At 66.9% G+C, this 26,029-nt stretch carries 25 protein-coding genes; 12 read left to right on the top strand and 13 right to left on the bottom strand.

The window, feature by feature from the left end; all coding sequences use genetic code 11:
* Positions 1-89 precede the first annotated feature (89 nt).
* The gene (locus QFZ23_RS00350; RefSeq protein WP_373427830.1) at positions 90-653 is read right to left on the bottom strand and encodes a TetR/AcrR family transcriptional regulator; all 564 of its coding nucleotides are present in this window, start codon (positions 651-653) and stop codon (positions 90-92) included.
* 206 nt (positions 654-859) lie between these two features.
* Positions 860-2,149, bottom strand: a complete 1,290-nt coding sequence (locus QFZ23_RS00355; RefSeq protein WP_306919991.1) for an MFS transporter — start codon at positions 2,147-2,149, stop codon at positions 860-862.
* A 159-nt stretch (positions 2,150-2,308) separates the two neighbouring features.
* Between QFZ23_RS00355 and rraA the strand changes: the two genes are divergently transcribed.
* The 3 genes from rraA (at position 2,309) to QFZ23_RS00370 (ending at position 6,298) form a co-directional block, all read left to right on the top strand.
* On the top strand, positions 2,309-2,818 hold the full coding sequence (gene rraA / locus QFZ23_RS00360; protein ID WP_306919992.1) for a ribonuclease E activity regulator RraA: 510 nt from the start codon (positions 2,309-2,311) through the stop codon (positions 2,816-2,818).
* A gap of 121 nt (positions 2,819-2,939) precedes the next feature.
* Positions 2,940-4,592, top strand: a complete 1,653-nt coding sequence (locus QFZ23_RS00365; RefSeq protein ID WP_306919993.1) for an MDR family MFS transporter — start codon at positions 2,940-2,942, stop codon at positions 4,590-4,592.
* Positions 4,593-4,861: 269 nt separating this feature from the next.
* Entirely contained in the window at positions 4,862-6,298 is a 1,437-nt protein-coding gene (locus QFZ23_RS00370; protein WP_306919994.1) for a sugar porter family MFS transporter, read from the top strand.
* Between the two features lie 117 nt (positions 6,299-6,415).
* On the opposite strand, the gene QFZ23_RS00375 is transcribed toward QFZ23_RS00370, so the two are convergent.
* The 3 genes from QFZ23_RS00375 to QFZ23_RS00385 all read right to left on the bottom strand — a co-directional run bounded on the left by QFZ23_RS00375 (position 6,416) and on the right by QFZ23_RS00385 (position 8,660).
* On the bottom strand, positions 6,416-7,642 hold the full coding sequence (locus QFZ23_RS00375) for an MFS transporter (protein WP_306919995.1): 1,227 nt from the start codon (positions 7,640-7,642) through the stop codon (positions 6,416-6,418).
* 62 nt (positions 7,643-7,704) lie between these two features.
* On the bottom strand, positions 7,705-8,148 hold the full coding sequence (locus tag QFZ23_RS00380) for a MarR family winged helix-turn-helix transcriptional regulator (protein WP_306919996.1): 444 nt from the start codon (positions 8,146-8,148) through the stop codon (positions 7,705-7,707).
* Positions 8,149-8,279: 131 nt separating this feature from the next.
* Positions 8,280-8,660: a winged helix-turn-helix transcriptional regulator gene (locus tag QFZ23_RS00385; RefSeq protein WP_306919997.1), complete on the bottom strand. Its 381-nt coding sequence runs from the start codon at positions 8,658-8,660 to the stop codon at positions 8,280-8,282.
* Positions 8,661-8,756: 96 nt separating this feature from the next.
* On the opposite strand from QFZ23_RS00385, the gene QFZ23_RS00390 reads away from it, so the two are divergent.
* Positions 8,757-9,635, top strand: a complete 879-nt coding sequence (locus QFZ23_RS00390; protein WP_306919998.1) for an SDR family oxidoreductase — start codon at positions 8,757-8,759, stop codon at positions 9,633-9,635.
* Between the two features lie 321 nt (positions 9,636-9,956).
* Here the strand turns inward: QFZ23_RS00390 and QFZ23_RS00395 are convergent, their stop codons facing one another.
* From QFZ23_RS00395 to QFZ23_RS00405, 3 genes are read right to left on the bottom strand one after another with little or no spacing between them, the layout of a single operon-like run.
* On the bottom strand, positions 9,957-11,120 hold the full coding sequence (locus QFZ23_RS00395; protein ID WP_306919999.1) for a mannitol-1-phosphate 5-dehydrogenase: 1,164 nt from the start codon (positions 11,118-11,120) through the stop codon (positions 9,957-9,959).
* Positions 11,120-13,126: a PTS mannitol transporter subunit IICBA gene (locus QFZ23_RS00400; protein WP_306920000.1), complete on the bottom strand. Its 2,007-nt coding sequence runs from the start codon at positions 13,124-13,126 to the stop codon at positions 11,120-11,122. The genes QFZ23_RS00395 and QFZ23_RS00400 overlap by 1 nt, the downstream gene beginning before the upstream one ends.
* Positions 13,127-13,179: 53 nt before the next feature.
* Positions 13,180-13,908 carry a TetR/AcrR family transcriptional regulator gene (locus QFZ23_RS00405; protein WP_306920001.1) on the bottom strand — a complete coding sequence of 243 codons (729 nt, stop codon included), beginning with the start codon at positions 13,906-13,908 and terminating at the stop codon, positions 13,180-13,182.
* 162 nt (positions 13,909-14,070) lie between these two features.
* On the opposite strand from QFZ23_RS00405, the gene ptsP reads away from it, so the two are divergent.
* Positions 14,071-15,756, top strand: coding sequence for a phosphoenolpyruvate--protein phosphotransferase (gene ptsP / locus QFZ23_RS00410; RefSeq protein WP_306920002.1), 1,686 nt, complete (start codon positions 14,071-14,073; stop codon positions 15,754-15,756).
* Between the two features lie 96 nt (positions 15,757-15,852).
* Here ptsP and QFZ23_RS00415 read toward each other — a convergent pair whose 3' ends face one another.
* Positions 15,853-16,692 carry an alpha/beta fold hydrolase gene (locus QFZ23_RS00415; protein ID WP_306920003.1) on the bottom strand — a complete coding sequence of 280 codons (840 nt, stop codon included), beginning with the start codon at positions 16,690-16,692 and terminating at the stop codon, positions 15,853-15,855.
* Positions 16,693-16,740: 48 nt separating this feature from the next.
* On the opposite strand from QFZ23_RS00415, the gene QFZ23_RS00420 reads away from it, so the two are divergent.
* The 4 genes from QFZ23_RS00420 (at position 16,741) to QFZ23_RS00435 (ending at position 18,653) form a co-directional block, all read left to right on the top strand.
* Positions 16,741-17,175: a helix-turn-helix domain-containing protein gene (locus QFZ23_RS00420; protein WP_306920004.1), complete on the top strand. Its 435-nt coding sequence runs from the start codon at positions 16,741-16,743 to the stop codon at positions 17,173-17,175.
* A 133-nt stretch (positions 17,176-17,308) separates the two neighbouring features.
* Positions 17,309-17,545 carry a GntR family transcriptional regulator gene (locus QFZ23_RS00425; RefSeq protein ID WP_306920005.1) on the top strand — a complete coding sequence of 79 codons (237 nt, stop codon included), beginning with the start codon at positions 17,309-17,311 and terminating at the stop codon, positions 17,543-17,545.
* 67 nt (positions 17,546-17,612) lie between these two features.
* A complete protein-coding gene (locus QFZ23_RS00430; RefSeq protein ID WP_306920006.1) occupies positions 17,613-18,035 on the top strand; it encodes an FCD domain-containing protein in 423 nt (140 codons plus the stop codon).
* A gap of 321 nt (positions 18,036-18,356) precedes the next feature.
* Positions 18,357-18,653 (top strand): hypothetical protein, encoded by a 297-nt coding sequence (locus QFZ23_RS00435; protein ID WP_306920007.1) that lies wholly within the window; start codon positions 18,357-18,359, stop codon positions 18,651-18,653.
* A 75-nt stretch (positions 18,654-18,728) separates the two neighbouring features.
* On the opposite strand, the gene QFZ23_RS00440 is transcribed toward QFZ23_RS00435, so the two are convergent.
* Entirely contained in the window at positions 18,729-19,946 is a 1,218-nt protein-coding gene (locus QFZ23_RS00440; RefSeq protein ID WP_306920008.1) for a PucR family transcriptional regulator, read from the bottom strand.
* A gap of 232 nt (positions 19,947-20,178) precedes the next feature.
* On the opposite strand from QFZ23_RS00440, the gene ald reads away from it, so the two are divergent.
* Entirely contained in the window at positions 20,179-21,297 is a 1,119-nt protein-coding gene (gene ald, locus QFZ23_RS00445) for an alanine dehydrogenase (RefSeq protein WP_306920009.1), read from the top strand.
* A 63-nt stretch (positions 21,298-21,360) separates the two neighbouring features.
* Here ald and QFZ23_RS00450 read toward each other — a convergent pair whose 3' ends face one another.
* Together QFZ23_RS00450 and QFZ23_RS00455 are read right to left on the bottom strand one after the other, a co-directional pair.
* A complete protein-coding gene (locus QFZ23_RS00450; RefSeq protein WP_306920010.1) occupies positions 21,361-22,431 on the bottom strand; it encodes a Gfo/Idh/MocA family protein in 1,071 nt (356 codons plus the stop codon).
* An 82-nt stretch (positions 22,432-22,513) separates the two neighbouring features.
* Positions 22,514-23,146 (bottom strand): TetR/AcrR family transcriptional regulator, encoded by a 633-nt coding sequence (locus QFZ23_RS00455; protein ID WP_306920011.1) that lies wholly within the window; start codon positions 23,144-23,146, stop codon positions 22,514-22,516.
* Positions 23,147-23,269: 123 nt separating this feature from the next.
* Here QFZ23_RS00455 and QFZ23_RS00460 point away from each other — a divergent pair, with 123 nt between their 5' ends.
* Together QFZ23_RS00460 and QFZ23_RS00465 are read left to right on the top strand one after the other, a co-directional pair.
* Positions 23,270-23,836 (top strand): NAD(P)H-dependent oxidoreductase, encoded by a 567-nt coding sequence (locus QFZ23_RS00460; RefSeq protein ID WP_306920012.1) that lies wholly within the window; start codon positions 23,270-23,272, stop codon positions 23,834-23,836.
* A 212-nt stretch (positions 23,837-24,048) separates the two neighbouring features.
* Positions 24,049-25,005: a GerMN domain-containing protein gene (locus QFZ23_RS00465; RefSeq protein ID WP_306920013.1), complete on the top strand. Its 957-nt coding sequence runs from the start codon at positions 24,049-24,051 to the stop codon at positions 25,003-25,005.
* A 10-nt stretch (positions 25,006-25,015) separates the two neighbouring features.
* Here the strand turns inward: QFZ23_RS00465 and QFZ23_RS00470 are convergent, their stop codons facing one another.
* Positions 25,016-25,906 (bottom strand): isocitrate lyase/PEP mutase family protein, encoded by an 891-nt coding sequence (locus QFZ23_RS00470; RefSeq protein WP_306920014.1) that lies wholly within the window; start codon positions 25,904-25,906, stop codon positions 25,016-25,018.
* Between the last annotated feature and the right edge of the window lie 123 nt (positions 25,907-26,029).

Raw genomic sequence — 26,029 nt, forward strand, 5'->3', positions numbered from 1 at the left:
CGGATTGAGGGAATAAAGCAGATTTTGAGCTAACTTGTGGCTTATTTCACCGCTTTTCGTGCCTTTTATGACCTGCCGGTCTAGACCGGTTACGCTGTGTTCCGCGCCAGCCGGGGTGCGGGCATCAGCAGGGTGCAGCCCTTCTTAAGTTCTTCCTCCGCCTCGAACAGGGAAAGCCGCCGGCAGCGCACCGACTGGACTAGACCGGTTAGTGTCAGCAGCAGGACCCGGGCGACCGCCGCGTCCCCGCAGACGGAGGTGACGGCACGTTCCGCCAGGGAGTCGATCTCCCGCAGCAGGCCGGTGGTGTCCCGGTCCTTGAGGTACACGCCCTGGCTGAGGCACTGTTCCACGGCGGGCTGCATGACGCGCATGTGGAAGATTTCCATCGCCACACCGGCGAGCGCATGGATGCGGACGGCGCCCTGCCCGGTTCCCGTCTTGAGCTCACCGAGCTGATGCCGGTAAAGGGCCAGCATCAGATGGGTGGCAGAGGGAAAGTAGCGGTACAGGGTGCCGAGGGGAACGTTGGCCTGGGCGGCAACCTCGGAGAGGGTTACGGACTTGAGGCCTTTCCGCGCGAAGCCGGCAGCAACCTCGAGGATGCGGTTATAGCGGCGCTGCTGCCGGGGAAGGGTAGGCGGGGCGGCCATGGGCGGAAGATCAGGCGTAGAGTCAAGCATCATCAGTCCGGAGGTTGGGATTCCTGCTGCAGTCAGGGAGAGCCCCATTCCCGGTCCTGCCGCGATTCGCACTCCACTATACGGCACGGGTCTCCGGGTTCCCCGGGAGCCTGACGTGCCGCCGGGGCTATTGCAGGAGGCGCTCCCGATCCCGGCAGGTTTGGGCCGACCAGCAGTTACTCGACGCCCTTGATCTTCACCACAAACACGGCACCCAGCAGGCCGATGACGGCGGCGGCGGAAAACAGCGTGACATAGCCGCCGAAGTACCGGACGGACAGGAAGGCGAGCAGCGGGACAAACACCTGCGGCAGGGAGGCGGCCACATTGATGACCCCCATGTCCTTGCCGCGGTCCGCCGCCTGCGGCAGGACTTGCGTAAGCAGGGCAAAATCCACAGCCAGGTAAGCGCCGAAGCCGATCCCCAGCACGGCAGCGCCGGCCACTGCACCGGGCCAGACAGGGAAGAAGGCCAGGATGAGTCCTGCCATGGCGATGGTTACGGATGACCCGATCACGAAGGGCTTGCGCTTGCCTACGCGGTCGCTCCACGGTCCGGCCAGCACCGCGGTGATAATCACCATGACCGCGTAGATGCCGGTAAGGACGAGCACGCCCAGGGCCGGGTCCTCGTGGCCGATGATGTCGCGGAGAAAGAAAAGCAGGTACACGATGGTCAGCTGGTTGCCCACGTTCATCAGGAAGCGTGTGAGCCAGGCCCAGGAAAAGTCAGGGTGCCGTGCCGGACTGATCCAGAAACCCCGGGCGAAGGCCTTCAGCTGGAACGGCGGGCGTGCGAACAGTGGCAGCACCGGATCGTTCCGGTGGAACAGATACGGCAAAACTGACAGTATGAGGGCCGCGGCACAGAGCCAGTACCCCACCATGTAGTTCCCGGAGACCATCGCACCAAAGACGGCGCCGATAAGGATGCCAACAGTCTGGCCCATGGCGGCCAACCCGCCAACGGTGGCGCGCTGGGGCACCGGAACGCGGTCCGGAACGGCCGCCGTGATGGCGGCGTAAGCGGCGTTCGCACCGAGCTGGACCAGGCACCAGAACAGCAGCATCAAGGCAACGGTCGTGGTCCCGGACATCGCCAGCAGTGCCGCCGTCGCAAGGATGGCCCCTGCCAGGACCCACGGGGCACGCCGGCCGAAGCCGGAGACCGTACGGTCGGACAGGGCGCCGAAAAGTGGATTGGCCACCAGTGAAACCGCGGCACCGCAGCTGGTGACGAGCGAATAGATCGCTTCTTTGCTGGGTGCATCGATGCTGATGGCCTGCTGGCCAATGAAGACGTTGATGGGCCCGAAGAAGGCGGCGTTGATGCCGACGTTGACGAGGACCAGACCGGTCACCCAGCGCGCGGTGACCTTCCGCTCCGGTTCGGCGAGCGCGGCGGACTGCCGGCTACCCACCAGGCCGGGGTCGGGTACCGCACCGGGTATGTCGGACAGGCTCATAGCGGTCTCCCCCTGGAACATCGTGATGATGGAATCAGACTATCGTGGGCATCAACAGCAACGCGGAGTCGCTTACGGCCCAATCCGGGCATCACATCGGGCGATAGGTGACCCCGCGCTGCTTCCGTCCGAGGCCAAGAGACCGTCCTAGGAGAACCAATGACCGCTTCGCCTGCCAGCCACTCAGCCCCCGCCACCACTGCCGCCGTCAACACCGCCGACCTCTACGATGAGCGCGGCGACGAGCTGGACTCCATCTCCCTGCAGTTCCAGTCCCTGGGCGGCCGCACACATTTCAGCGGGCCCGTCCGGACCGTGCGCTGCCTGGAGGACAACGCCCTCGTCAAGACTGTCCTCGCCACACCCGGGAACGGCGCCGTGCTCGTCGTCGACGGGGGCGGTTCCCTGCGGACAGCACTGATGGGGGACCTGATCGCGGCGAGCGCCGTGGCGAACGGCTGGGCCGGCGTTGTAGTTAACGGTGCCATCCGCGACCGCGAGGCCATCGCCGAACTCCCCCTCGGCGTCAAGGCCCTCGGCAGCAACCCGCGCAAGAGCGCCAAGGCCGGGGCGGGAGAGACTGACGTTGACCTGCTGATCGACGGCGTGACCATCCGCACCGGAGCCAGGATCTGGTGTGACCCGGACGGAATCCTCATCGAACGCTAAGGGACGCGCGAGAAGAGCCGCGGAAAAATGTCCGTTGCTCCGGGGAACAAAGCTGCAAGTAACATAGTTACTGAAAGCAACTATCAAATGCGATCCCCTTTCTCTTGACCTTGGAGCAGCCATGTCCAAAACCACCGCCGGACCCGCGCCCGGAGAGGCCCTGACGCAGCGGCAGACCATCACCGTCATGGTGGGGCTGATGCTCGGTATGTTCCTGTCCTCGCTGGACCAGACCATCGTGTCCACCTCCATCTACACCATCGCCAACGACCTCGACGGGCTCTCGCTACAGGCATGGGCGACCACCGCGTACCTCATCACGTCCACGGTCACCACGCCGCTGTACGGCAAGCTCAGCGATATCTTCGGCCGCCGTCCGCTCTACCTCGCGGCGATCATCATCTTCCTTGCCGGCTCGCTGTATGCGGGCTCAGTGCACTCGATGACGGAACTTGCCATCGCCCGCGGCATCCAGGGCATGGGCGCCGGCGGCCTGCTGGCACTGGCGCTGACCATCATCGGCGACATCGTCCCGCTCAAGGACCGGGCCAAGTTCCAGGGCTACTTCATGTCCGTGTTCGGCATCTCCTCGGTCCTCGGCCCGGTGGTGGGCGGTGCCTTCGCCGGTTCGGAGAGCATCCTTGGCTTCGACGGTTGGCGCTGGGTCTTCTTCATCAACCTGCCCATCGGCCTGGCCGCACTGGCCGTGGTGTTTCTCTACCTGCACCTGCCCGCCAAGCACGTGAAGCAGAAGATCGACTACTGGGGCGCCGCCGCCATCACGCTGGCCATCGTGCCGCTGCTGCTCGTGGCCGAACAGGGCCGCAGCTGGGGCTGGACCTCGGCCAACTCCTTCATCTGCTACGGCCTGGGAGTGGCCGGCATTGTTGCGTTCCTGCTGGCCGAGCGCCGCGCCGGCGACTACGCGCTCATCCCGCTGCGCCTCTTCCGGAATGTCACCTTCGGGCTGTCCTCGCTGCTGAACTTCATCATCGGCATCGGCATGTTCGGTGCCATCGCCATGTTGCCCATGTACCTGCAGCTGGTCAAGGGCCTGACGCCCACCGAAGCCGGCCTGATGATGATCACCTTCACAATCGGCATCCTGATCGGCTCCATCACCGCCGGGCGCACCATCTCGTCGTCGGGCACCTTCCGGATTTTCCCGATCCTCGGCACCGCGATCCTGACCACCGCTGCCATCGTCATGGGTCTGTCGCTTGGCGCTGACACCGAACTCTGGGTCCCCGGTCTGATCGCGGTCTTCTTCGGTCTGGGCCTGGGCTTCTGCATGCAGCCGCTCACCCTCGCGATGCAGGTCTCGGTGCCTTCGAAGGACATGGGCGTGGGCACCTCCACCGCCGCGTTCTTCCGCTCCATGGGCGGCGCGGTGGGCACTGCGGTGTTCATTTCCATGCTGTTCAGCCTGGCCGCGGACAAGATCGCCAACGGCATGAAGGACGCCATGCAGAACGCCGACTACGTGAAGGTCCTCCAGGACCCCGCCGTCGCCGCCGACCCCGCCAACGCCAAGCTCCATGATTTCTTCAAGAACGGCGCCAGCAACGATTCCCTCAACGACACCAGCTGGCTGCACTCCGCGAACCCGGTGCTCACCCGGCCCATCACCGAGGGCTTTGCCCAGTCGATCGACGCGGTCATGCTCACCGCCGCCGTCCTCACCGGCATCGCCTTCCTCATCAGCTTCGCGCTGCCGAAGAAGAAACTGACGGACCCCAAGGCAGTGATGAAGGAGCCCGCGGCCGCCCACTAGGCACGGTTTACGGTACTTCCGCACCTGCGTTACGGCAGGCACCTTCCGGGGTGCCTGCCGTTTCGTTTTCCGCGGAAATCCGCCGTAAACGGCACCAAACGGACGACGACGGCGGGACCGCCCGACGTCGTCGTCCTCCGTCCCGGAGTGGATCAGCGGGCGGTGACGTGGCACACTGTTAGGCGCGTGTGCGCCGGCCGACAGGGCCGGTTTCCGCAGCCGACGACGTTTGCACCGCATCCACCCAACCCCCGAACCAAGGGAGAACCATGTCCACCGACAAGCAGACAACCGCCAAAATCCCCAAGCGGGTGATCTGGCTGGCGCTTGCCGGCGCCGTGGGCGGCTTCCTGTTCGGCTTCGACTCCTCCGTGGTCAACGGCGCCGTGGATGCCATGAAGGACGAATTCGCGCTCAGTGAGGCCGTCACCGGTTTCGCCGTGGCAGTAGCATTGCTGGGCTGCGCAGCCGGCGCGTACCTGGCCGGCAAGGTGGCGGACCGCTACGGCCGCATCCCCGCGATGAAGCTTGGGGCACTGCTGTTCTTCATCAGCGCCATCGGGACCGGCTTCTGCCTCAGCGTCTGGGACCTCATTTTCTGGCGCCTGGTTGGCGGGCTCGGCATCGGCCTGGCCTCGGTCATCGCCCCGGCATACATCTCCGAAATCTCGCCCCGGCACGTCCGCGGCCGGCTCGCATCGCTGCAGCAGCTGGCCATCACCACGGGCATCTTCGCCGCCCTGCTGTCCGACGCACTGTTCGCTACCTCCGCCGGCGGCGCGCACCAGGCATTCTGGCTGGGCATCGAGGCCTGGCGCTGGATGTTCCTGGCCGCCGCCGTTCCGGCCGTGCTCTACGGCGTCATCGCGTTCACGCTGCCCGAGTCCCCGCGCTTCCTGGTGGTCCAGGGCAAGGAGGACCTGGCCCGTAAGGTCTTCGACTCCATCGCCCCGGATGAGGACACCGACCGCCACCTGCGCGAAATCCGCGAGGCCATCGAGGAGGACCAGCTCGCCGGCAGGAAGGGCTCCCTCCGCGGCAAGGCGTTCGGGCTGCAGGCCGTGGTCTGGATCGGCATCACGCTGTCCGTCCTGCAGCAGTTCGTGGGCATCAACGTGATCTTCTACTACTCCACCACGCTCTGGAAGGCCGTGGGTTTCCAGGAGAAGGACTCGCTGACCATCTCGGTGGCCACGTCCATCACCAACATCCTGGTCACGCTCGTGGCCATCGCCCTCGTGGACAGGATCGGCCGCCGCCCCATTCTGCTGGCCGGTTCCATCGGTATGGCCGTATCCCTCGGTGCCATGGCCCTGGCCTTCGCCTCGGCCACGGGCACCGGCTCCGACATCACGCTCCCCGGCGCCTGGGGCACCGTTGCCCTGGTGGCCGCGAACGTGTTCGTAATCAGCTTCGGAGCATCCTGGGGACCGCTGGTATGGGTCCTGCTGGGTGAGATCTTCCCGGCCCGGATCCGCGCCCGGGCGCTGGGCCTGGCCGCCGCCGCCCAGTGGATCGCCAACTTTGCCATCACGCTGAGCTTCCCCGTGATGGCCGCAGGCTCGCTGCCGCTGACGTACGCCATGTACGCACTCTTCGCGGCAGCCTCGTTCTTCTTCGTCATGTACAAGGTGCCGGAGACGAACGGCATGTCGCTGGAACAGGCTGAGACCCTGTTTGTTCCGAAGGGGTCTGTCAAGGTCTGACCGGCTCTTGGCTCCTCCGGCATGAAACGGAAGACGCCCATGTTCCCTGCGGACTGTGTCCCGGGAACGTGGGCGTCTTTTGTTTTCTGCGCACCTTGGGATTGACGGGCTCCCGGCTCAGACCACGTGCGGTTCATGGGCGGCGAGATAGCGCCGCCCGCCGGCCACCACAGCCATGGCGACGATCATTGCCACCGCGCCGGCGAAGAACGGCACCTGCGGCCCGAAGTGCTCGCCAAGCTGCGCAGCTGCAAAGGGCGCCAGGGCGCCGCCCATCCAGCGGACGAAGTTGTACCCAGCCGAGGCGACCGGGCGCGGCGAGTCCGAGACACCCATCGCCAGCTCGGTGTAGATGGTGTTGTTGATGCCCAGCAGCGCCCCGGAGGCCACCACGAGCGCAACAACGGCCGGCACGGAGTGACCCGCAGCCAGGCCTAAACCTGCCAGGTCCAGCATCAGCAGGCCAAGCGTGCCGAGGAGCACCTTCGTGGCGCCGAAACGGTTCTGCAGCGCCGGGGCCACGAAGACCGAAAAGACGGCGACGGCGACACCCCAGCCGAAGAACACCCCGCCGATGCCATACGCGTCCATGCCCAGGATAAACGGGGTGAAGGCGAGCACGGTGAAAAAGCCGTAGTTGTAGAACAGGCCGCTGGCCGCCGTCGTCCGCAGTCCCTTGTTGCCCAGGGCCCGCAGCGGATCGGCCAGGCTTACCTTGCGGGCGGGCAACGGGGTTTTCGGAAGCAGCGCGGTGAGTGCAATGAAGGCCGCCGCCATCAGCGCGGCCGTGCCGAAGAACGGGGCGCGCCACTGCCAGCCTCCGAGGAGGGCGCCGAGGAGTGGCCCCAGCGAGATGCCCAGACCCAGTGCGGCCTCATAGAGGATGATCGCCGTGCCCGCGCCGCCGCTGGCCACGCCGACAATGACGGCGAGCGCGGTGGCCACAAAGAGTGCGTTGCCGAGCCCCCATCCCGCGCGGAATCCAACCAGTTCGCCGACGCTGCCGGACATGCCGGAGAGCGAGGAGAACACCACGATCACGGCCAGCCCGGCCAGCAGGGTGCGCTTTCCGCCGATGCGCGACGAGACGAAACCGGTGAGGAGCATGGCCACCGCGGTGACCAGGAAATAGCTGGTGAAAAGCAGTGAGACCTGGCTGGGGCTGGCGTCCAGGTTCTTGGCGATGGCCGGCAGGATGGGATCCACCAGGCCGATGCCCATGAACGCGAACACTGCCGCGAGCGCCGTGGCCCAGACCGCTTTGGGCTGCTTGAGGAATGAGGCCTTCTCAGCCTCAAGAGTGGATTGTGGTGCCGGCAGGGTGTCTGCGAGCTGGCCGTCCATGGAAGGAACTCCTAAGTGTCGCTGTTTCAGTTCTGAGTCGCTTGCCAGTTTTGAAGCGCTTGTCAGTTATGGAGGGTGCTGTTGATCTTTTCGATGACCGGGAGGGCCGCCGCCAGGGAGCGCCTTTCATCATCGGTAAGGGATTCGAGAATGCCGGCCATCACGGCGTTCCGGCGCCGGTTGGCGGATTCGACGGCGTCACGGCCTTGGGCGGTCAGCACAACGCGGACCGCCCGGGAGTCGTCCGGGTCCGCTTCCCGGCGGGCCAGTCCTGCCCGCTCGAGCTTAATGACCTGCTCGGTGGCACTGGGCACCCTGACGCCAAGGTTCCTGGCGATCTCGCCCACCCGGACGCCGTCCTCGAGCAGCATTTTGAGCGTGCTCAGCTGGGCGGCGCTCAGTTCACCGTCCGCATCGAGGCGCCGGACCAGGTACACGCTGTGCCGAAGCGCCTCGCGGAAGTCCTGCGCAAGCTCCTGCAGTGCGGGGGCATTCTTTGTTTCCATACTTAGGTAGCCTAATAGTTAGGACGCCTAAATGCAATGGGTGCGCCACCGTCCTGCTTTAGCAGTGACTCGTGGCAGTCGAGTCCGGGACCTTCGACTACACGGTGGCACGCACCGCCTAGGGCTGCTGCCTAGCTCGCCGGACGGTTCACGATCGCCTCGGCGTGCTCGGCCACCCAGGCGACGAGGGGAAGCAGCAGGGCACCCAATTCCTCCCCGCGGCCGGTCAGGCTGTAGTCCACGCGAGGAGGAATGACGGGCTGGGCCTCTCGGCGGACGAAGCCGTCGGCTTCGAGGGTCTTCAATGTCTGGGCGAGCATTTTCTCGCTGATGCCCTCGGCCCGGCGGCGGAGTTCGCTCCAGCGCTGGGGACCCTCTGACAGGGCAACCAGGAGCAGCACGCCCCACTTGCTGGTGACATGGTCCAGGACGGTCCGGCTGGGGCATCCGGCGGGAAAGATCCCGTCGGCGAAGGGAAACGCGGCGACCTTGGCTGGGGTACTTACCTTCATGACAGTACCTTACCTGAAAGTGCGTACTCTCTTTTGGGAAGTAATCCAGACGGGACCGGGTTGGCACCACTGACAGTCACCCCAGAAAGGACCACAATGACCATCGTCATCACCGGAGCCACCGGCCAGCTCGGCCGCCTCGTCGTCGAAGAACTGCTCGAAAGCGGCCTGCCCGCGGAGCAGATCGTGGCCGCAGGCCGTACCGTGGACAGGATCGCGGACCTCAGCCAGCGCGGCGTCCAGGTCCGCTCCATCGATTACAGCCAACCCGAGTCGCTGCGGCAGGCGTTCGCCGGCGCGGACAAGGTCCTGCTCGTCTCCGGCAGCGAGGTGGGCCAGCGCATTGAGCAGCACCGCAACGCGATCGAAGCGGCCAGGGACGCCGACGTTGGACTAATCGCCTACACCAGCGTCGCCAACGCGGACACCACCGCCATGAAGCTGGCCGATGAGCACATCGCTACTGAAGGGATCCTCCGGGACTCCGGCGTCCCCTTCGTCCTGCTCCGCAACGGCTGGTACCTGGAGAACTACACAGGCCAGCTCCCGGTTCAGGTCCAGCATGGCGCCGTGCTCGGCAGCGCCGGCGACGGCCGGGTGAGCGCGGCCGCCCGGGCCGACTACGCGGCGGCGGCAGCGGCGGTCCTGCTCCGGGATGACCAGGGCGGCAAGGTCTACGAGCTGGGCGGCGACGACGCCTTCACTCTCAGTGAGCTGGCCGGGGAAGTCAGCGCGGCGTCCGGAACGCCGGTGACGTATAACGATCTGCCGGCGGAGAAGTACACCCAGGTCCTGGTGGAAGCCGGGCTGCCGGAGCCCTACGCGGCTATCCTGGCGGACAGTGACCTCGGCATCGCGCGTGGCGACCTCCTCGTCACCAGCGGTGACCTGAGCGCCCTGCTCGGCCGCCCCACAACGCCGCTGCGCGAGGCCGTCCAAGCCGCCGCCGCTGCAGTGAGCCCCCAGGCGAGCTAGCCACCTCAAGCCCGACTTCCAAACGCTCCCGCAGATCCTGCAGGTTTTTCGGTGACCCTTCATCACGTCCTGCAGGTTTTCTTCAAACCCTTCCTCACTTGGCGCAGGCAGGTCTGGCCTGACCGGCACCGAGTGCGGAAGCGTTGCGGCGAAGGCAGCAGGACGTGAGGCAGCGTCGGGAAAAAAGCGGCAGGACGTGAGGAAGCGTCTGAATGAAGCCGGATAAACGCATGACGCCGGAACCCAGTTTGGGTTCCGGCGTCATGCGTTTCGTTGTGTTCAGTTTCGTCGTGTCCGCCGTGCAGCAGGGCCGCGGGGAGGCTACGCCGGGGCGGCGACGTCCTCCGCCTTGCGCTCCTCGACCAGGCCGCAGACCGCGGCGAAGAGTGGGTGGTCCTGCGCCAGCCCGGTGATGCGCTCCGTGGCGGCGGCAGGTTCGGAGTCCGCCAGGATCTGGCCCAGCTCGACGGCCTCGGCGTCGGCCGGATCGTTGAACCGCAAGGCTGCTGCGATCGCCCCGAGCAGTGCCTCGGGGACAATCCCGCGTTCGGCAAGTTCCGCAGCCGGGCCGATGAACCGTTCGTGCCGGCTGAGCTTGCGCAGCGGCGCGCGCCCTACGCGGTGCACCGTGTCCGGCAGGTGCGGGTTGGTGAAGCGGGCCAGGATCTTCTGGACGTAGGCCTCCTGCTCGTCGTAGCTGAAGCCGTGCTTGGACACGAGCAGCTGCTTGGTCTCGTCGAGCACGGCGCGCACGTCGGCGGCAACGTCCTCGTCGGCCATGGCGTCGGAGATCTTCTCCAGCCCGGCTTCGAAGCCGAAGTACGCCGCGGACGCGTGCCCCGTGTTCACCGTGAACAGCTTGCGCTCGATGTAGGGGCCGAGCTCGTCCACGAAGGTGGCGCCGGGAATCACCGGGCCGGCACCGCCAAAGGGCGTCCGGTCGATGACCCACTCGTAGAACGTCTCCACCGTGACGTCCAGGCCCTGGCCCGGTTCCTGGTTGGGCACGATCCGGTCCACGGCAGTGTTGGCGAATACAGCCGTGTCCTGCAGTGATCCCGCGGCCTCATCCCAGCACTCCACGATCGACTCGCGCAGGATGTCCGTGGCGTTGATGGCGTTCTCGCAGGCCATCACCTGCAGCGGCGGCAGCCCCGGAGCCCGGGCTGCAATTCCCTTGGCGATCGCGGGGGCCAAGAACTTGAGGATATGCGGCCCCACCGCGGTGGTGACGATGTCCGCCGTCGCGATTTCCTCGATGAGCTGCGGCTCCTGGGTGCCGGAGTTGACCGCCCGGAAGTTGTCCACCGTGCGGACGGCGGGGTTCTCCCCCACCTCGTGCACGCTGTAGCTGTCCGCGGCGGCGAGCTGGGTGATCAGGGCGTCGGCAACGTCCGCGAACACCACCTCATACCCGGCATCGTGCAGCAGCAGTCCTACGAACCCCCGGCCGATGTTGCCGGCTCCAAAATGTACAGCCTTCACTATGCGTTGACCTTTCCGAACAGCTCCAGGACTTCGTCCACGGTTGACGCCGCCTCAAGCTGCGCCACCTGCGCCTTGTTCGTGAAGACCTTGGCGATCGAGGACAGGATGTGCAGGTGCTCGTTGTTGACACCGGCCACGCCCACCACGAACTTGACCTGCTTCCCGTTCCAGTCGATGCCCTCGGGGTAGCGGACCACCGAGACGGCCGACTTCCTGATATGGTCCTTCGCGGCGTTGGTGCCGTGCGGGATCGCGAGGAAGCTGCCCATGTACGTGGACACGGACTCCTCGCGCTCGTGCATCGCGAGGATGTAGTCGTTGTCCACGGCGCCGCGCGCCAGCAGCAGCTGGCCCGCCTCGTCGATGGCGGCATCCCGGGTGGATGCGGAGCCGTGGAGGACCACGCTCTCCGGCACCAGGATGTCCGACGGCGCTGCGCCGGTTTCGGGGGCAGCGGTGGTTTCGGGGGTGGTTGCTGCCGCAGTAGCGGCCCCGGCCGCAGGAGCGCCCGCTTCTTCCGCGTTGCTGCGCTGGACCAGCTCCACGATCTCGTCATAGCGCGGGCTGTTCATGAAGTTGTCCACGGAGACGTGGACGGCACTGGCCGTAGCAGGCTTGGCACGCTCGGTAAGGTCCTGGTGCGTGACCACGACGTCGTACGTGTCGCCGAGGTTGGCGATGGACGCGTTGGTGACGTTGACTTCCGGGAACCCGGCAGCCTTGATCTTGTTGCGCAGGACGGAGGCGCCCATGGCGCTGGAGCCCATGCCGGCGTCGCAAGCGAACACGATGTTCTTGATGGGGCCGGTCAGGACGCCCACTCCGCCACCGGCGCCTGCCCCGGTGAGGGTGGAAGCGACGGAGCTCTTCTTGCCCTTCATCTCCTCCATCCGGCTGGTGGCTGCGCTGAGGTCGTCCTCGTCGCTATGGCGCGTCGTGCGCAGGATCACCGAGGCGACCAGGAAGGACGCCGTGGCGGCGAGCAGAACCGAGAGGGCAACCCCGAGGTAGCTGTCACGGGCAGTTTGGGCGAATACCGCAAAGATGGATCCCGGAGCGGCCGGGGCAACCAGGCCGGCGCCCGTGACGGCAAGGGTGGCGATGCCGGTCATGCCGCCGGCGATCGCTGCCAGGATCAGCAGCGGGCGCATGAGGACGTAAGGGAAGTAGATCTCATGGATTCCGCCGAGGAACTGGATGATGGCAGCGCCGGGAGCGGAAGCCTTCGCCGCACCGCGGCCGAAGAACATGTAGGCCAGCAGGATACCGAAGCCCGGGCCGGGGTTGGCCTCCAGCAGGAAGAGGATGGATTTGCCCTGCTCCAGCGACTGCTGGACGCCCAGCGGGGTCAGCACGCCATGGTTGATGGCGTTGTTCAGGAAGAGGACCTTGGCCGGTTCGATGAAGATGGAGGTCAGCGGAAGCAGGCCGTTGTTCACCAGGAACTGGACGAAGTTGCCGGCAGCCGTGCTGAACGCCGTCACCAGCGGCGAGATGCCGTAGAAGCCCAGCATGGCCAGCAGTGCGCCCCAGATTCCGGCGGAGAAGTTGTTCACCAGCATCTCGAAGCCCGGGCGGATCTTGCCGTGCCAGATCGCGTCGAGCTTCTTCATGGTCCAGCCACCAAGCGGGCCCATGATCATGGCGCCGATGAACATCGGGATGCCTGCGCCCACGATCACGCCCATGGTGCCGATGGCGCCGACGACGCCACCCCGGACGTCATAGACCATCTTGCCGCCGGTGTAGCCGATCAGGAGCGGCAGCAGGTAGGTGATCATGGGGCCAACGAGGCCAACGTTGGGCGCGCCCGCCGCGTTGGTGCCGAACCCGCCCAGTGCCGCAACGGGGATCCAGCCTTTCTCGATGAAGAGGGCTGTGATGAGCCCCCAGGCGATAAAGGCGCCGATGTTGGGCATGATCATGCCGGACAGGAACGTCCCGAACCTCTGGACGTGCACCCGCGCACTGGTTTTGGGTTTTGCAACTGTCTCTGTTGCCATCTGATTTCCTAACGTGGTCCCTGCGGCACCGCAGGATAGTCCGATAGTTTCGTCTAGCTGGTGGAACCGGTGGAGATCCGGTGGAGCCATTCGAGAAAAAGCTTGAGTTCCGAGCTGGTGAGCTGGTCCGAGTGGGATGCCTGCAGCGCCGCGTTCAGCGCAATGGCAGCCACCACCACCGATGACTTCCCGGAGTCCTCCGGTCCCGCATCCCGCCCTTGGTCCCGGGACACCGCAAAGATCATGGCGTCCCGGGTCATCGTGGACAGCTCCAGGTTCCGCTCCGCGGCCGGCTCTGCGATCAGCATGAGCGTCACGCCCACGTTGGCGGCCAGGATGCTCCTGGCGGCTTCGCGTGGCTGGACGTTCAGCTGCCCGGCCGCAGCGGCCTTGCTCAGCATTTCCTCCATGAGGCCCTCTGCATCGGCAACGATGGCTGGGCGGCTCTCGGGGCGGATGTTACCGAACATGACCAGATAAAGTTCGGGCTGCTTGAGCCCGAACTGCACGTGGTTGTCCCACATCCGCCGGATGTCCACCAGCGGCTGTCCGGACGGGGCGAAGTCCCTCTCGCCCGCCACATACTCTTCGAAGCCGGCGGCGACAACTGCGTCAAACAGGCCCTCCTTGTCACCAAAGTGGTGATAGAGGGTGGGCGCCGTGACGCCCGCCAGCTGCGTGATCTGGCGGGTGGAAACAGGTGCCCCCGCGGACTTGGCCAGCAATTCGGCTGCCGCACGCAACAGCCGCACTTTGGGCGGAAGCTGGCCATCGAAACTCATAACCGCTACCCTAGCACCTATAGCAACGCTATATGAACTGAATCACATACAATTTTTTCAGGCACCGCAACGCAGCATCGGACGCAGCCGTTCCGAGCTTCCGGGCTCCCGCCCGGGCAGATACCGGCGGGCCTGGCTACCGGCAGAGAACGAGGACCTTCAGTGCAGAACTTCCCAGGAGTAGGCGTCAGCCCCGGCCGCATCATCGGCAGGATCCGCCAGATGCCCAAGCCCATCAGCGAACCTCCGGCCGGCGAGCAGCTGGCTGCCGGGACCACACCCGAAGACGCCACGGCAGCACTGAAGGCCGCAGCGGGCGCCGTCCACGATGAGCTGAAGGCCCGCGCCGACCACGCCACCGGTGATGGCAAGGCCGTCCTGGAAGCCACGGCCCTGATGGCCAAGGACACCATGCTGATCAAGGGCGCCGCGAAACTGATCGCCCGCGGCACCTCGCCGCAGCGGGCCATCTGGGAATCGGGTTCCTCGGTTTCCGAAATGCTGCACAATCTCGGCGGTTACATGGCGGAGCGCGCCACCGACATCCTGGATGTCCGTGCCCGCATCGTGGCCGAACTCCGCGGCGTGCCCGCCCCGGGCATCCCGTCGTCGAACGAACCGTTCATCCTTGTGGCCGAAGACCTGGCCCCTGCCGACACCGCCACCCTCGATCCCAACAAGGTCCTGGCCCTGGTGACCGCAGGCGGCGGCCCGCAGTCCCACACCGCGATCATCGCCCGCTCGCTCGGCCTGCCCGCGGTCGTGGCCGCCGTCGGCGTCGACGAACTGCCGGACGGCACCGAGGTTTACGTCGACGGCGCCGCCGGTTCCATCACGGCCAGCCCGGATGACTCGCTGCGCGCGGCCGCCGAGGCCTGGGCCGCCACGGCGTCCCTCCTTGCCGAGTTCAGCGGAACGGGTTCGACGGCGGACGGCCACCTCGTGCCCCTCCTCGCCAACGTGGGCGGAGCCAAGGACGCCCAGGCCGCGGCCAAGCTCGGAGCCCAGGGCGTGGGCCTGTTCCGCACCGAGTTCTGCTTCCTCGAGCGGGACACCGAGCCCACCGTCGAGGAACAGGCCGCCGCGTACAAGGGCGTGTTCGATGCCTTCCCCGGCAAGAAGGTGGTGCTCCGCACCCTGGATGCCGGCGCGGACAAACCACTTCCTTTCCTCACCGACTCCACCGAACCCAACCCGGCGCTGGGCGTCCGCGGCTACCGCACCGACTTCACCACACCGGGGGTCCTGGACCGGCAGCTGGAGGCGATCGCGAAGGCTGAAAAGGCGTCGGAGGCCGACGTCTGGGTCATGGCTCCCATGATTTCGACGGCGGAGGAAGCCGCCCGTTTCGCCTCCATGTGTGCCGAGGCTGGAATCAAGACGCCGGGGGTCATGGTGGAAGTCCCGTCCGCCGCCCTCACGGCCGACACCATCCTGCGCGAAGTGGCCTTCGCCAGCCTGGGAACCAACGACCTCACCCAGTACGCCATGGCCGCCGACCGCCAGCTGGGTCCTCTCGCCGGGCTGAATACGCCGTGGCAGCCTGCGGTACTGCGCCTCGTGAGCCTGACCGTTGAGGGCTCCAGGGCCGAGGGACACAGCAAGCCGGTGGGTGTCTGCGGCGAGGCTGCGGCGGACCCGGCCCTCGCCGTCGTGCTGACCGGACTGGGCGTCACCACGCTGTCCATGACCGCCCGGTCGCTGGCAGCGGTGGCTGCAGTACTGAAGACCGTCACGCTGGCTGAGGCCCAGGAGCTGGCCAAGCTGGCCCTGTCTGCGCCCAGTGCGGTGGAAGCCCGGGCCTGGGTCCGGGAGAAGCTGCCCATTCTGGAGGAGCTCGGACTGTAGGTCGACCGGCCGGAAGCGGGCAGGAGTCTGAAGCAGGCAGGTGCCCGGAGTTCCGGGCGCCTGCCCGCTTTCCGGGGTTCCTCCGGCGTATTGCGTTCAGGCCGTGGAGCCGCCGGCCGCCGCGGAGCCCTCGGCTGCGGTGCCTGCCCAGCGTCGGATGGCCTGTGCAACCTCACCGGTAGCGGTGTCCTGGACCACGTGCCCGCGCCCGGACACCTCGGCAAAGGCACCATCCGTTGCCTGCGCCGCGAGATATTCACACCACGGCCGGCGTGCGATCGGATCCCGCCCACCGCGGAGCACCAGTACCGGCTGCGCCACGCCCCGGAGCCGGGAATCCAGCGGATACTCCATCATCACGGGCAGTTCCGTGAGGTACCACCGAAAACCGGTCCGGAAATAGTCCGTGAAGACCACCACGTTGGTCAGTGGAGGCTCGCTGAACAACGAGTCACGCGTCAGCGCGAGCGCATGCCAGGCGGCGCTCCTGCGTGCGGGATCCACCACCGGTCCCATGAGCACCGTCCGGGTCACCAGCCCGGGTACCTGGAGCGCCAACTCGACCGCGAACTGCACACCCATGGAGTGGCCGATCACGATGCAGGACTCGACGCCGCGCTCCGCCAGGACGGTGGCAACGAAGGCTGCATATTCGCCTACCGTCACCTGCCGGCCGGGGCGCGGCATGCCTCCAAATCCCGGCAGGTCGAACGAATAGACCGCGGCGCCACGGTCCAGGCACTCTGCTTGCGGGCTTTGGGGTGCCTCCGCGCCTTGGGCCAGTTCGACGTGCAGCCGGGCGAGGTAGCGGTGCGAGACGCCGATGCCGTGGAGCAGCACATACGCCGGCTGGCCCGCGCCCGAAGGCGCATTCGACGTGTACAGGCGGCCCGTCAGGCCGTTCGCCGTCACAGCAACTCCATCGGCAAGTCTCATCCGCCGAGCATACCCGGCCCACAGCTCCGCAGCGGCTAGGCTTCTGCCATGGCACTGATTGCTCCCAGGGTGGCCCCCGCCCTTCCTGCCGAAGACGCGCTGGCGCTGCAGCGCGTGCTCGACGGCGGCACTGACATCACTGTGTTCGTGGACGGAACCGTCCACCGGCTTCCGCCCCAGGCGAGGGATGCCGTCATCGATCTCCTGGCCAGGTTCAGCCGCGGCGAAGCGGTGACCGTAAGCAGCGTAGAGGAAATGCTGACCACCTCGCAGGCTGCCGAACTGGCCGGCATCTCCCACACCTACCTGCGGAACATGACGGACCGGGGCGAGATACCGGTGGAATACCGCGGCACACACCGCCGCATAAGACTGGCCGCCATCATGGCCTGGCTGGAGGGGCAGAAAAAGAAGCAGGCGGCAGCTGACGCGGCCGGCGAGACCCCCGACGGCGAGACCTCCGACGGCGAAATCGGAATGTAGCGTTTCGCTCGTGCAGCAGTGGCTGAAACGCTAAACGTGCAAAGATTGAAGGTAATCGGAAATGCGCTGGCGCCCGAAGCCTCGGGCATCGACACCGGCCACACCGGAGCCACGGACTGCAGGAGGCCTGGGAATGGAAAGTGCGGCAATTTCCACCTCCGCGCTTGACCTGCTTCTGCTCCTCCGCGGGAGCGAACCCGAGGGGCTCGGGCGGGCGGATCAGGTCTGCTACCAGATCGAAACCGCCATTCTGATGGGCATCCTCACCGAAGGCGACAGGCTGCCCACGGAGTCCGTGCTTGCCGGGGAACTGGGCATCTCCCCGATCACCCTCCGGCAGTCCCTCGCCGCCCTGCGGACCAGGGCCTGATCGACACCAGCCGGGGCGCAGCGGCGGCAGGTTGATTCGCCGGCAGATCGAATTCACAGATTCACAGTTGCAGGACAAGCTTCGGGACACGAGTACCGAGGCCCTCAGGGATCTCGGCGACTTGGGGGCCGCCATCGCGTCAATGTCCGCGGGGCTTGCCGCCGGCCGGGCGGACCCTAAGAATGTGGAGCACCTCGAGGATCTGGCAAGGCGCCACCGGGACTCGGCCGACGACCGGGCGCGCCGCCGCATGGACAGCCGGTTCCACGTCGCCGTCAGCATCGCCGCGCAGTCCAGCAGGCTGACCTCGGCCGCCCTTCAGCTTGAAGCCGAACTCATGACCCTGTGGTGGGGGCACTCCGGCCAGGCCGGAACTGACGGCAAGTCCTGGAAGAACACGCCGCAATCGTTGACGCCATCAGGGCGCGGGACGCTGACGCGGCCGCCAGCGCCGCAGAGCTCCACAGCCGAAACGAGATCGAATACTTGATAGAGCAGCATCTCAGATTGACGATGCGAACCTTGAGGGAATCTTCCTCCGTGCCCTCCAGCTCCGCGAGCCGGTCGTGGTGCTGCTGGGGCCCAACGGCCGCGTCATCGCGTCCAACAACGCACGCATCGCCACGGGAACCCTTTCCTGGAAGAGGACATGGCACGGGCCGACATCTCAGTGGACGTTTCGCCCGCCAAACCCACGCGCCTGCCTTGGAAGCTGATCACCCTCCGGGACTAAATGACGGGCTGATAAGGATCAAGCAACGATCCCTCGGAACCAGGGTTTCCGGCTGGCGGACGGGGTTACTCTTTATTCGTGGTGAGATTCAGGGGGTTGCACATCGTGGCGGGCATCGTCGCAATGGGTGTGGCGGCTGCCCTGGGAAGCATCATGGGCCTGAACAACACCGCCGTTTTTACCTCCAGCTGCGTGGTCTTCGTGGCAGTATCCCTGTGGGTCCAGAGCCGCGTCGCCAACCGCACCCGGCTCCAGGGACTCCCGCAACATCTTCCCGACGGCGTCGCGCTGGAGCGGACCGCCGAGCGGACCACGGAACCGCCTGCCGAACGAGCGGCCGAGCAGTTGCCCAGCGGCGAAGGCAACGCCGCCTAGTCGGTTCCTCCCCACCGCCTCCCTCACCTCGCAAGCTCGGCCAGGTAACCCTGGCGGCGTGGCCCCCTCACCGCCTCAGATTCTTGGCCTTGATGCCCAGCGCCGTGCCTTCAGGGCGGCATGCAGCTCCAGCCGCACCATCCCCTTGAGCGGATCGACGCCCAACAGCTGACGGATGCGGCCCAGCCGGTTATAGATGCTGCTGCGGTGCAGGTGCAGTTTTTCGGCAACATCCTGGACGGAACCGTCATTGTCATAGAGCAGTTCCAGCACCGGCAGCAGTTCCCCGTTCCGGTCGTGGTCCTCAAGGGCCCGGAAATTGACCGAACTTGCGTCGCTCCAGACGCCGGCCCCGCCGCCGGCCGATGCCAGGAGCTGGTACACCCCGGTGGCCCGGCAGTCCACAAGCTCGCCGAGCCGCGGATCAACCGCCGCAGCCAGGGCGGCAACCTTAGACTGCCGGTAAGCTTCGGCCAGGCCCTTGGTGCGGCTGAATCCCTCACTGGTTCCCAGGATGATCCGCTCCACGGACCTTCCGGAACGCTTCGCAAGCTCCAACTGATAGTGCACCAGAACCTGAGCCTGGCTGGCGCGACCCGTGGACTCCCGGAAAAGGACCACCGAATGGGTTTCCGCGCCGGCGCTGAACAGGACTGCGTCCACGCCGATGGTGGCCTGCAGCGCCGCGGCGCGGTGGATCAGCGTCGAGGCGATCGGATCCGGACCGGCCATCCAGCCGTCGGCATCAAGGACCGTGACCAGCTGCCAGGGACCGCGGTCCTGCACTTCCTTCCAGCCCGCCACGGCGGCAACCGCATTGGCTTCCCCGGCGCAGGCCGCCAGGAATTCCCGTTCGCGGCTGCGCCTGAACTCGGATTCCGCGGTGTTGGAGTCAAGCAGGAGCCCGGACAGCACGTCCAGCTCGTCCCGGACGCCGGGCAGTTCGGCGAGGATCGCCGTCGCACTTTGGTCTTCCGCGTCCAGCTGCACCCACAGGTAACCTACACGGAACCCACGGACCAGCAGCGGGACGCAGACGCGCCCAAGCATGCCCAACTCCTCGTTGGCGGGCACCACCACAGGCCGTACGGCGGTGGCGATGCCGTGCGAGAGCTGCCAGTTTTTGACGTCCAGCGGCACCCGCTTGCTGAGCAGGAAGTTAACCCGTACTCGGTCCGCATGCGACTGGTTGGAGCTGTAGGCGAGCAAAAGGCCGTCGAGGTCCTCCAGGGAAAGCCCGCGGCCCAGCTTAAGGGCCACCCGTTCGACGAGCTGTTCCACATCCTGCTGCATGGTGACAGACTACGTCCCGCAGGGGGTCCCGGGCGAACGGACATCAGGCGACACCTGACGCCCTCGCGGTCGACATTAGTCGAGCCGCCGTACTGGAAAACCGCGGAAACACGCGGTTTAGCTCTGGGCAGGGCATCGGGTTCCTGTAGTGCGCCTCACAGCCGGATCTATTCTGGAATCACAACTTCCCCGCACATTCCGGCCTTGCAGCCATCGAATCTGGAGCCCAAAAATGATCATCGGTATCCCCAAAGAGATCAAGAACAACGAATTCCGCGTCGCCATCACGGCTGCCGGCGTTCACGAATTCCGCACCCACGGCCACACGGTCCTGGTGGAGCGCGGCGCTGGCCTGGGTTCCGGCATCACCGACGAGGAATACGCCATCGCGGGCGCCGAAATCATCGCCGACGCCGACGAGGTTTGGTCCCGAGCGGACATGGTGATGAAGGTCAAGGAACCCATCAAGGCCGAGTACCACCGCTTCCGCAAGGGCCTGATCCTCTTCACCTACCTGCACCTGGCCGCCGAGCCCGAACTTACACAGGCCCTCGTCAACTCCGGCGTCACCGCCATCGCCTACGAGACCGTCCAGGAAGGCCGCACCCTGCCCCTGCTCGCCCCCATGTCCGAGGTGGCCGGCCGGCTCTCCGTCCAGGTCGGTGCGACCTCCCTGATGGCGCCAGCCGGCGGCAAGGGAGTGCTCCTCGGCGGCGTTCCGGGCGTCCGCCCCGCCAAGGTCGTGGTCCTGGGCGCAGGCGTCGCAGGCACCAACGCAGCCGCCATGGCGCTGGGCCTCGGCGCCGACGTCACCATCCTGGACATCAACATCAACCGGCTGCGCGAACTCGACGCCCAGTACCAGGGCCGCCTCAAGACAGTGGCGTCCAACAAGTACGAGATCGAGAAGTCCGTGGTGGACGCCGACCTCGTGATCGGCTCCGTCCTCATTCCCGGCGCCAAGGCGCCCAAGCTGGTGACCAACGAACTCGTGGCCCGCATGAAGCCCGGCTCCGTACTCGTGGACATCGCCGTGGACCAGGGCGGCTGCTTCGAGGACACCCACCCCACCACCCACCAGGAACCCACGTACAAGGTCCACAACACGATCTTCTACTGCGTGGCCAACATGCCCGGCGCCGTCCCGAACACCTCCACCTACGCGCTGACCAACGTCACGCTCCGCTACGGCGTGGCCCTGGCAAACCTCGGCGTGAAGGCCGCCTTCGAGAAGGATCCGGCACTCGCGGCCGGACTGAACATCGCCGCGGGCCACGTGGCACACCACTCCGTCTCCGAGGCGCACAACCTGCCCCTGGTGGCGGACTGGCACGAGCTGGTCTCCGCGTAGCGGGTTCCGCCGCCCTGAACGGCAGTCATCCTTTTGGATGGCTGCCGTTCTGCCGTTTATTGCTCAACCAGCGGCGAGCACCCGGGCCTGTTCTATCAGCTTGAGGACTTCGACGGGGCCGGCCGGATCCACCGGAACGGGCAAAGCCGAGGCGGTGCCGCCGTCGGAGATCTTGGCTGCGAGGATCCGGTAGAACTCCGGGTAGTTTCCGCGTTCGGTCAGCAGCCGGTCGAGGTGCCCGTCGCGGCCCAGCTGGCCGGCCCACTCGGCGGCCTCTACGCCGTACTCAGCATCCAGCGGGCTCCCGCCGGCGACAATGTACGGCTCCTGCGGATCCACGCCGTGCTTGGTGTAGCCGCCGCCGGTGCCGAGGACCCGGTAGCGCGGGCCCTGCTGTGCGCAGAGCATGTTCATCCAGTGGTGGCTGAGCACGCCGTTTCCATGCCGCAGGACCACGAAGCAGTCGTCATCCGTCTTTTCGCCCGGGCGCCGGGCCAGGAGCTCAGCATGGACAACCGTACCCGGGCCAAAGAGCTGCAGCGCCTGGTCCAGGAGGTGGGTGCCGAGGTCGAACAGGACGCCGCCGCCGTCGGCCGCCGTGGCCTCCGCCTTCCAGGCCTTGGAAACTTCGGGCGACCACCGTTCAAACCGTGATTCAAACCGCGTCACCCCACCCAGCACGCCGCCTTCCAGCAGGGCTTTGACCGTGAGGTAGTCCCCGTCCCAGCGCCGGTTCTGGAACACCGTCAGCACCCGTCCCAGGCGCTCTGCGAGCACAACCAGTTCCTGCCCCTGGGCGCTCGTCACGGTGAACGGCTTGTCGACGACGACGTCGAGCCCGGCCTCCAGCGCGGCCTTCGCCAGAGGATAGTGGGTGGCCGGCGGCGTCCCCAGCACCACAAGGTCAAGGTCAGGGGCCAGCGCAAGGACGGCATCGCCGTCGAGCACTGTTTTCACGCCGGGATACTGCCCCACGGCGGCAGCCTGCCGGCCGGGGTCAGAGGTTGCGATCACGTCCAGCGAGTAGCCGGGGTCCGCCGCGACCAGCGGCGCATGAAAAACCCGGCCGGACAGGCCAAAGCCCACCACGGCGGTACGTATGGGGGTGGGGAATGTGGAGGAATCGATGCTCATGGTGCCACGCTACCCCCTGGGCCTGGGCCACCGCCCACGAGCTCCCGCTTGAGCCGGTTCAGCCGGTTCAGCTATCAGGCGTTCAGCCCGCCAAACCTCCGACGACGCGGGTGACGAGCTGGCGCCAGGACTCCTCCAGCCGCTCCGGCGAAACGTGCTGCACCCGAACGGCGTGCAGCAGCCGTTCAGGATCGAGGGTTGCGCTCAGGGACATGGCCATCAGCCACGGGTCCGCATCGAAACCCGCCGAGCGCAGCAGGTGCTCAATGTGCCGGTGCCACAGCACCGCCGGCGGGGCCTCGAACCTGTTGTGCAGGGACGCTTCGGCGGCCCTCGCAAGCTCACCGTATTCCAGGACGTACCGGATGCGTTCGGCACCGAAAGCGATCAGCCGTTCCAGCGGCGGCGCCCCGGGACCAAGCGGCGGCGGCCCGAACATGAAGCGGCCCTGGAATTCGGCTTCGGCGTCGCTGAGCAGGGCCATCATGAGGCCGGCGCGGCTGCCGAAGCGGCGGAACACAGTCCCCTTGCCCACGCCTGCGCGCTCCGCCAGCTTGTCCATGGTCACGCCGTCGGCGCCGCACTCCTCCACGAGCTGCCGGGCAGCACACAGGAGCAGCTCCCGGTTCCGGGCAGCGTCGCTGCGTTCCGCTCCGGAGCCGGGCGATGACCCTGGGCCGGATGAGGACCCGGAGCGGATTGGGATGAGGCTCACACCAAGCATTCTAGACCCGGGAATAATATCCGGACCGTAGTCCGTTTAGTCTGGATGAAGGCACCAAACGCCTCCAGAACCATTCGCCACGGAGCGTTCCGCGGCAAGACCTAAGGAGTTCACATGTCCAAGAGCACCGTACTCGCCCTGGTGGGAAGCCTGCGCGCCGACTCCCACAACCGCAAGCTTGCCGAAGCCATCCAGCTGAACGCCCCGGAAGGCGTCGAGATCGTGATCCACGAGAGCCTCGGCAACATCCCGTTCTATAACGAGGACATCGACGTCGAAGGCGAGGTCCCGGCGGCTGCCACCGCCCTGCGCGAGGCAGCCAGCCAGGCAGACGCCCTGCTGCTGGTCACCCCCGAGCACAACGGCACCATGCCCGCCTCGCTGAAGAACGCCATCGACTGGCTGTCCCGCCCGTTCGGCGCCGGCGCCCTCGCCGGAAAGCCCACCGCCGTCGTCGGCACCGCCTTTGGCCAGTTCGGCGGCGTCTGGGCCCAGGACGAGGCCCGCAAGGCTGTCGGCATCGCCGGGGCCCGTGTCCTGGAGGACGCCAAACTCGCCGTCCCCGGCTCCATGGTCCGCTTCGCGGAAACCCACCCGAAGGACGACGCCGAGGTCGTTGAGCAGATCAAGGAACTCTTCGGTGCGCTTGCCGCCGTCGAGCCTGCCGGTGCGGCTGCCTAAGCAGCTCCCCCTTTCACACGCCCCCGGCCATCCAGTGGCCGGGGGCGTGCGCTATTTTCCGGCCTCTGCGTGGTGGCGCCAGCCAGGGCAGGCCGCAACCAATCCGTGACTGAGCTGCGGCCAAACTGACACCCGGGCGTCGTTCCCCGGCCCGCCGCCCCGCCGTAACGTTGATGTACGGGACGTGCCGGGGCAGGGAGTGCGGTGCAGTCATGAAGTCGAGCTGGGGAGTCAGACCGCTGACGACGGCGGTTGCCGCCTTCTGCCTGACGCTCCCCTTGTGCCTCGCCTCCTGCGCTCCCCTCCCAAATGCATACGACGCCGGGGCCGCTCCTGCGGCGGCACCCGAACCCCGTCCGGCACCTCCGGTGAGCCCGCCCGAGGAAGCCGGCGCGCCCACCGCATCCGGATCCCGTCTGGGAGCATCCGGCCAGAGTGCTGGTCCGGGCACACCAGGTCAGGAAACGGCGGCCGCGGCTTCGGAACCTGTTCCGTCGGCCGGCTCGGTTCCTCCGCCCTCGGGCTCGAACCCCGGCGGCCCGGCGGCCGGTGGGTCAGCGGCCGGTGGGTCAGGGCCGGGCGGCCTTCCGTCCGGCGGACCCGGGGCCGGCGCCGGCGGTCCGGACACCCAGGCACAGCTGCCGGGCGGAGCCGGGCAGCCCGCGCCTGCTTCGGGAGCCCCAGCCGGCCCCGCTGCCCCGGATCCCACAGCGGGCTTCACGGCACCGGGTTCCACGTCACCGGGTATCGGTACGGGCGCAGCTCCCAGCGTCGGGACTGCGGTCTACTACGTTGCCCTCGACGACGGCGGCCGGTCCGGCGTGCGCTTCGGCTGCAACGACAGTCTGGTGGCAGTGCACAATGCCGACTCCACCATCAGTGAGCCGCTGCAGGCCGCCATGAGCAGGCTGTTGTCAGGTCCGGGCGCGCCGCCTGCCAGTGGCCTGTACAACGCGCTCTCGGCGTCCTCGCTCCAGTACGCCTCCGGCTACCTCGACGGCACTACCGTGGTGGTGAACCTGACCGGTGCGGTGCAACCCGGCGGCGTCTGCGATCTTCCGCGGATTGAAGCGCAACTCACCCATACAGCCGTAACGGCCGTGGGTGCCGTCCGGGCGGAAATCTACGTCAGCGGGGTGCCGCTGGCCGACGTTCTCGGCCTCCGTTAGACCCGGACCACTAGGCGCTCGGGACCCCGGGAGAGCCGGCCTCCCCGGAGAACAGGGCATCCATCTCAGCGTGGCTCGGCGAGCCGGCAAGTTCGGACCAGTTGCCGTCGCCCAGGATTTCGGCTGCCACGCGGGAAACCGTTGCGTACGCCGCCTTCGCCGCGTTGCCGCCGATGCTGACCCGCCGCACACCGGCGTCGTGCAGTTCGCCCACTGACGCCGACCCGACGCCGGCAAGCGCATTGAGCGGCGCCGGTATCCGCCTGCTGAGTTCATGCAGGATATGGAGGTCCGTCACGCCGGGAACGAAGATTCCGTCGGCCCCCGCGGCGAGGTAGCCCCTGGCACGCTCCACCGTTTCCTCGAAGGCGGAGTCCCCGGACTGCCCGGAAAGGTACGTGTCCGTCCGGGCATTGATGAAGAGGCGCACCCCGGACTCCGCCGCGATGCCGCGGACCAGACTGATCCTGCGGGCCTGCTCGTCCACGGCCGTGAGGGACGTGCCCCCTGAGTCTTCGATGTTCACGCCCACCGCGCCGGCCTCCAGCACCGCCGTGACAGCCTGCCGGAGCAGGCCGTCGTCGAAAGCACCGTCCGCACCTGCGTACCCTGCTTCGATATCCGCCGTTACCGGGACAGTCGTGGCCGCGGTAATCCTGCGGAGCGCGTCGAAGGCAAGGCCCGGCGGCACGTGGCTGCCGTCCGGAAACCCGAGGCTCCACGAGATGGCCGAACTCGACGTGGCAATGGCGCGCGCCCCGGCCTTCTCCACGAGCCGGGCAGATGCGGCATCCCAGACGTTCACGAGCACCAGCGGAACAGCACCGCCCGCGTGCATCTGGCGGAAGGCGTCGGCCTTGGCGGGCTGGGACAGTGCGGGCGTAGGCTCGAGTGACGTCATGGCTCCATTCCATGCCCTGCCCCGCCGGACGTAAAGGAGTCCGTGGGCACCAGTTCAGATTTCCCTCGAGATGTCGGTCAACAGATGTTGCCTAATCAGCAACCCAAGGCTGTACTCTGGGAG

The sequence above is a fragment of the Arthrobacter globiformis genome (genome assembly GCF_030818015.1).
Taxonomy (GTDB): Bacteria; Actinomycetota; Actinomycetes; order Actinomycetales; family Micrococcaceae; genus Arthrobacter; species Arthrobacter globiformis_C.

Coding starts and splice junctions, on each gene's coding strand:
- QFZ23_RS00350 (WP_373427830.1), bottom strand. CDS start 653: ATGGCCGCCCCGCCTACCCTTCCCCGGCAGCAGCGCCGCTATAACCGC.
- QFZ23_RS00355 (WP_306919991.1), bottom strand. CDS start 2,149: ATGAGCCTGTCCGACATACCCGGTGCGGTACCCGACCCCGGCCTGGTG.
- rraA (WP_306919992.1), top strand. CDS start 2,309: ATGACCGCTTCGCCTGCCAGCCACTCAGCCCCCGCCACCACTGCCGCC.
- QFZ23_RS00365 (WP_306919993.1), top strand. CDS start 2,940: ATGTCCAAAACCACCGCCGGACCCGCGCCCGGAGAGGCCCTGACGCAG.
- QFZ23_RS00370 (WP_306919994.1), top strand. CDS start 4,862: ATGTCCACCGACAAGCAGACAACCGCCAAAATCCCCAAGCGGGTGATC.
- QFZ23_RS00375 (WP_306919995.1), bottom strand. CDS start 7,642: ATGGACGGCCAGCTCGCAGACACCCTGCCGGCACCACAATCCACTCTT.
- QFZ23_RS00380 (WP_306919996.1), bottom strand. CDS start 8,148: ATGGAAACAAAGAATGCCCCCGCACTGCAGGAGCTTGCGCAGGACTTC.
- QFZ23_RS00385 (WP_306919997.1), bottom strand. CDS start 8,660: ATGAAGGTAAGTACCCCAGCCAAGGTCGCCGCGTTTCCCTTCGCCGAC.
- QFZ23_RS00390 (WP_306919998.1), top strand. CDS start 8,757: ATGACCATCGTCATCACCGGAGCCACCGGCCAGCTCGGCCGCCTCGTC.
- QFZ23_RS00400 (WP_306920000.1), bottom strand. CDS start 13,126: ATGGCAACAGAGACAGTTGCAAAACCCAAAACCAGTGCGCGGGTGCAC.
- QFZ23_RS00405 (WP_306920001.1), bottom strand. CDS start 13,908: ATGAGTTTCGATGGCCAGCTTCCGCCCAAAGTGCGGCTGTTGCGTGCG.
- QFZ23_RS00415 (WP_306920003.1), bottom strand. CDS start 16,692: ATGAGACTTGCCGATGGAGTTGCTGTGACGGCGAACGGCCTGACGGGC.
- QFZ23_RS00420 (WP_306920004.1), top strand. CDS start 16,741: ATGGCACTGATTGCTCCCAGGGTGGCCCCCGCCCTTCCTGCCGAAGAC.
- QFZ23_RS00425 (WP_306920005.1), top strand. CDS start 17,309: ATGGAAAGTGCGGCAATTTCCACCTCCGCGCTTGACCTGCTTCTGCTC.
- QFZ23_RS00440 (WP_306920008.1), bottom strand. CDS start 19,946: ATGCAGCAGGATGTGGAACAGCTCGTCGAACGGGTGGCCCTTAAGCTG.
- ald (WP_306920009.1), top strand. CDS start 20,179: ATGATCATCGGTATCCCCAAAGAGATCAAGAACAACGAATTCCGCGTC.
- QFZ23_RS00450 (WP_306920010.1), bottom strand. CDS start 22,431: ATGAGCATCGATTCCTCCACATTCCCCACCCCCATACGTACCGCCGTG.
- QFZ23_RS00460 (WP_306920012.1), top strand. CDS start 23,270: ATGTCCAAGAGCACCGTACTCGCCCTGGTGGGAAGCCTGCGCGCCGAC.
- QFZ23_RS00465 (WP_306920013.1), top strand. CDS start 24,049: ATGAAGTCGAGCTGGGGAGTCAGACCGCTGACGACGGCGGTTGCCGCC.
- QFZ23_RS00470 (WP_306920014.1), bottom strand. CDS start 25,906: ATGACGTCACTCGAGCCTACGCCCGCACTGTCCCAGCCCGCCAAGGCC.